Origin of the sequence: Xenophilus sp., from assembly GCF_044462705.1 — a bacterium.
Lineage (GTDB): Bacteria > Pseudomonadota > Gammaproteobacteria > Burkholderiales > Burkholderiaceae_C > Xenophilus > Xenophilus azovorans.
On sequence record NZ_JBIQNC010000069.1, the window covers coordinates 1 to 4,887 of the forward strand.

5 protein-coding genes are annotated in these 4,887 nt (G+C 73.3%); 4 read left to right on the forward strand and 1 reads right to left on the reverse strand.

Going from position 1 to position 4,887, the window contains the following annotated elements; genetic code table 11:
* Nucleotides 1-128 precede the first annotated feature (128 nt).
* Nucleotides 129-1,568 (reverse strand): copper-containing nitrite reductase, encoded by a 1,440-nt coding sequence (nirK, locus tag ACIY1X_RS12310; RefSeq protein WP_225782328.1) that lies wholly within the window; start codon nucleotides 1,566-1,568, stop codon nucleotides 129-131.
* Between nirK and ACIY1X_RS12315 the strand changes: the two genes are divergently transcribed.
* From ACIY1X_RS12315 to ACIY1X_RS12330, 4 genes are all read left to right on the forward strand, one after another.
* Nucleotides 1,567-1,725, forward strand: coding sequence for a hypothetical protein (locus ACIY1X_RS12315; protein ID WP_399680839.1), 159 nt, complete (start codon nucleotides 1,567-1,569; stop codon nucleotides 1,723-1,725). The two genes, nirK and ACIY1X_RS12315, sit on opposite strands and share 2 nt — an antisense overlap.
* Complete coding sequence (gene norR, locus ACIY1X_RS12320) at nucleotides 1,722-3,317, forward strand: nitric oxide reductase transcriptional regulator NorR (protein WP_399680840.1); 1,596 nt, start codon at nucleotides 1,722-1,724, stop codon at nucleotides 3,315-3,317. The genes ACIY1X_RS12315 and norR overlap by 4 nt, the downstream gene beginning before the upstream one ends.
* The gene (locus ACIY1X_RS12325; protein ID WP_399680842.1) at nucleotides 3,314-4,555 is read left to right on the forward strand and encodes a class I SAM-dependent RNA methyltransferase; all 1,242 of its coding nucleotides are present in this window, start codon (nucleotides 3,314-3,316) and stop codon (nucleotides 4,553-4,555) included. The genes norR and ACIY1X_RS12325 overlap by 4 nt, the downstream gene beginning before the upstream one ends.
* On the forward strand, nucleotides 4,552-4,887 hold a 336-nt coding region (locus ACIY1X_RS12330), incomplete at its 3' end, for a putative toxin-antitoxin system toxin component, PIN family (protein ID WP_399680844.1). The genes ACIY1X_RS12325 and ACIY1X_RS12330, both read left to right, overlap by 4 nt.

The window sequence follows — 4,887 nt, forward strand, 5'->3', positions numbered from 1 at the left end:
AGTCCAGGTGGTGCTGGTCGAACAGGCGCGTCGCGCCCGGGATGCGGCGGGCCAGTTGGCCCAGCGATTGGTCGAGGTAGTCCATGGGGGTCTCCTTGGTGGGGTGGGTACGTGGGGCGCCGGCCTGCTCAGAGCTTCCGGGGCTTGTAGACGCCGGGCACGCCCTCGCCGGTGACTTCGAGCACGCCGACCGCGCCCTTGGCGGTGCGCGAGAGCGCGTGGTCCACCAGCAGGTAGCTGCCGGGGTGCTCGACCTTGAGCTCGACGATGGTGGCGCCGCCCGGTGCGACCAGCGTGGTCTGCACGTCGTTCTTCAGGCCGGTGAGCGAGGCCTCGCTGTAGACCTTGTCGAAGATCTCGCCGATGACGTGGAAGGAGGCCACCTTGTTCGGGCCGCCCACGCCGAAGTAGATGCGCACCGTCTCGCCGACCCTGGCCTGCAGCTTGTGCGTCTTGCTGAGCGCGCCGACGGCGCCGTTGAAGACGTAGTAGTCGGGCAGCTCGTTGGACATCTTGTCCAGGTCGGGCTCCTGGTGCACCTTGGCGCCGAAGGGCCGGTGCGTGTACATGTCGCCCTGCATCACGTAGTACTCGCGGTCCACCTTGGCCAGGCCCGCCTCGGGCTCGACCAGGATCATTCCGTACATGCCCGCGGCGATGTGCTGCGGCACCAGCGGCGTGGCGCAGTGGTAGACGTACAGGCCGGGGTTGAGCGCCTTGAAGGTGATGGTCTTCTCGGTGCCCGGCGCCACCTGCGTGTGCTCGCCGCCGCCGTGGCCGCCGGTCACCGCGTGCAGGTCGATGGAGTGGATCGCCTTGCTGTCCTTGGCGTTGGCCAGCGTCAGTTCGATGGTGTCGCCGACGCGGGCGCGCAGCATCGGGCCGGGCACCTGGCGATCGAAGGTCCAGTAGGTGAAGCTGGTGCCGTCGTCGAGCTTGCCGGCCAGCTCCACCGTCTCCAGGCGCACCTTCTGCGTCTGCGGCGCGCGCGCGCCGATGGCCGGCGGCACCTTGGCCGGATCGGCGGAGACGTCCACCGCCGCCGGGTCGGCCCCGCGCTGCGGCACCGGCGCGGGCGTGTACAGCGCCAGGGCCGCGTCGGTGGAGGCGCGGGCCGGGCTGGCGGCCACGGCCTCGCCCGTCACGCGCAGCTTGCCCTCCATGCCGATCTGCCGGTGGCCGGGCACCGAGCAGAAGTAGCTGAACTCGCCCGGCTGCGTGACCTGGAAGCGCACGCTCTGGCGGCCGGTGCCCGCGCTGAACTTGGGCGAGGCCACGTTCAGCTCGGTGATGACCAGGTCGTGCTCGGCGCCCTCGCCGCTGTCGAGCAGGATCTCTACCGTGTCGCCCACCGCCGCGTTCAGCGTGGGGTTGACGGCGCCCTTGTCGTCCACGTAGACCATCTTGCCGTCCACGATGTTGGTGTGCAGCACGAAGCGCTTGACGGCGGCCTGCGCGGCCTGCGCCGGGGTGGCGGCGGGCGCGCCCGCCTGCTGGGCCGGGACCGCCGTCGCGCACACCAATGCGGCGATGGCCACGGCGATGGGGAGAAGACGTCGCGGGGACATGATGAAACTCTCTCGGTCGGTTGTGTGGATGCCTTCTTCCTTGCATGGCGCGCGCCAGAAAAAATCCCTTTGCATTCAATGGGTTGTAAAAGTGATGGTTAAAATCACCATTGCTCAAGAAGGTCATAAAGACCCTGAGAGGTATTTATCACCATGAACCCCGTCCACGCCCTGCTGCTGGCCGACCTGGCGGCCGACCTGCCGGTGGCCGTGCGCTCGCAGCGGCTGGTCGAGACCTTGCGCCTGCACTTCCGCTGCGGCGCGGTGGCCCTGCTGCGGCTGGACGGCGAGGGCGAGCTGCTGCGCCCCGTGGCGGTGGACGGCCTGACCAGCGACGCGCTCGGCCGGCGCTTCGCGATCAAGGAGCACCCGCGGCTGGCGGCCATCCTGCAGCGGCGCGAGGTCACCTGCTTCCACCACGACAGCGGCCTGCCCGACCCCTACGACGGCCTGGTGATCGAGCGCGCCGGCGAGCCGCTGCACGTGCACGACTGCATGGGCGTGGCGCTGGACCTGGAAGGCCAGCGCTGGGGCGTGCTGACGCTGGACGCGCTGACCGTGGGCACCTTCGACGAGGCCATGCAGCTCGAACTGGCGCAGCTGCAGCCGCTGGTCGAGGCGGCCGTGCGCGTGTCGCGGCTGGAGCTGGCGCTGCGCGCCGCCGCGCAGCAGTCGGCCGGCGTGCTGGCGGCCGGCGGCGCGGCCTCGCGCGAGGAGGGCGAGATCGTCGGCCAGAGCGAGGCCATCGCCCACCTGCTGCACGAGCTGCAGGTGGTGGCCGACTCCGAGCTGCCCGTGCTGCTGCTGGGCGAGACGGGCGTGGGCAAGGAGCTGTTCGCGCACCGGCTGCACCGCCTGTCGCGGCGCGCGCGCGGGCCGATGGTGCACGTCAACTGCGCGGCGCTGCCCGAGTCGCTGGCCGAGAGCGAGCTGTTCGGCCACGTGCGCGGCGCCTTCTCCGGCGCAGTGGGCGACCGGCCCGGCCGCTTCGAGGCGGCCGAGGGCGGCACGCTGTTCCTCGACGAGGTGGGCGAGCTGCCGCTGGCGATCCAGGCCAAGCTGCTGCGCACGCTGCAGAACGGCGAGATCCAGCGCCTGGGCGCCGACCAGCCGCGCAAGGTGGACGTGCGCGTGATCGCCGCCACCAACCGCAGCCTGCGCGACCAGGTGCGCGACGGCGCCTTCCGCGCCGACCTGTACCACCGCCTGTCGGTCTACCCGATCCCCATCCCGCCGCTGCGCGAGCGCGGCAGCGACGTGCTGCTGCTGGCGGGCCGTTTCCTCGAACTCAACCGCGCGCGGCTGGGGCTGCGCAGCCTGCGGCTGTCGGCCGCCGCCGAGGAGGCGCTGCGCAGCTACCCCTGGCCGGGCAACGTGCGCGAGCTGGAGCACGTGATCAGCCGCGCCGCGCTCAAGGCCGTCAGCCGCGGCGCGGCGCGTACCGACATCGTGACCCTGGCGCCGGAGCTGCTGGACCTGGACCCGTCGGTGCTGCCGCCCGCGCCGCCGGGTGCGGCGCCGCTGGCGCCCGCCGCCGTCGCCGGCAGCCTGCGCCGGCAGGTCGAGGCCTGCCAGCGCCAGGCGATCCACGAGGCGCTGGCCGCCCACCAGGGCCACTGGGCCGCCGCCGCGCGCGCGCTCGGGCTGGACGCCAGCAACCTGCACAAGCTGGCGCGTCGGCTCGGCCTGAAGGCCGCCGGCCGGCCCGCGGCGACAATCGCCACCCCGCCGACCGCCGCCGCTTCGTGAACGACCTTTCCCTTTTCCTGCCCTGCGCCGCCGGCGTGGAGGACTTCCTCGCGCAGGAGGTGCATGCCATCACCGGCCGCGCCGGCGCCGACCTGCAGGTGCTGCGCGCCGGCGTGCGCGTGCACGCCGCCTGGCGCGACGTGCTGGCGCTCAACCTCAAGAGCCGCCTCGCGCAGCGCGTGCTGGTGGAGTTGGCGCACGCCCCCTACCGCAGCGAGGACGACCTGTACGCGGCCGCCGGCGCGGTCGCCTGGGAGGCCTGGTTCACCCCGCGCCAGACCTTCAAGGTCGAGACCACCGCCGCCGGCAGCCCGCTCAAGAGCCTGAACTTCGCCACCCTGCGCATCAAGGACGCGGTCGCCGACCGCTTCCGCGCCCGGGCCGGCGGCGTGCGGCCCAGCATCGAGACGCGCAGCCCCGACGTGCGCGTGTTCGCGCACCTCGCGGCCGACCGGCTGAGCCTGTCGATCGACACCAGCGGCGAGGCCCTGTTCAAGCGCGGCTGGCGCACCGACAAGGGCGATGCGCCGCTCAAGGAGACGCTGGCCGCCGCCATGCTCGCCGCCAGCGGCTGGTGGGACCCGGAGACCGGCGCCGTGGCCGACCTGCCCCTGTACGACCCTTGCTGCGGCAGCGGCACGCTGCCCATCGAGGCCGCGCAGATCGCCGCCGGCCTGCCCGCCGGCGGCCAGCGCCGCTTCGGCTTCGAGCGCCTGCTGCCGCACCGGGCCGAGCCGTGGGCCGCCCTGCGGGCCGAGGCGCAGGCCGCGGCCACTGCGGCGGCGGTGCGCGAGGTACTCATCTTCGGCAGCGACGTCTCGCACCGCATGGTCGACTTCGCGCAGCGCAACGCCGAGCGCGCGGGCGTGGCCGGCCGCGTGCAGTTGCGCGGCGGCGACGCGCTGCAGCGCATGCCGCCCTCGGAGCGGCCCGGCGTGATGCTGCTGAACCCGCCCTACGGCGAGCGCATCGCGCCCGGCGGCTTCGCCGGCGCGGGCCGCGGCGCGCGCGAGACGGCGCAGACCGGGGACGACGGCGGCGAGTTCTTCGCCCGCCTCGCCGCCCACTGGAAGAAGCACTACGCCGGCTGGACCGCCTGGGTGCTCACGCCCGACATGAAGCTGCCGCAGCGCATGCGCCTGAAGGAATCGCGCCGCGTGCCGATGTGGAACGGCCCGATCGAATGCCGCCTGCTGCGCTTCGACATGGTGGCCGGCTCGGCGCGCGAGAAGCCGTGACGCACGCGCCCGCCGTCGTCCTCGACACCAACATCGTGCTCGACCTCTTCGTCTTCGCCGACGAGGCGGCGGCCGGTTTGCGCGCTGCGCTGGAAGCGGGGGCGCTGCGCTGGATCGCCACCGCCGAGATGCGCGGCGAGCTGGCCCGGGTGCTGGCCTACCCGCAGATCGCGCCGCGCCTGGCGCACCACGCGCTCAGCGCCGAGGCGGTGCTGGCGCGCTTCGACTGCCATGCGCGCATCGCCGAGCCGGCGGCCAAGGCCCCCTTCACCTGCAAGGACCCGGACGACCAGCGCTTCGTCGACCTGGCCGCCGCGCACGGCGCCTGGCTG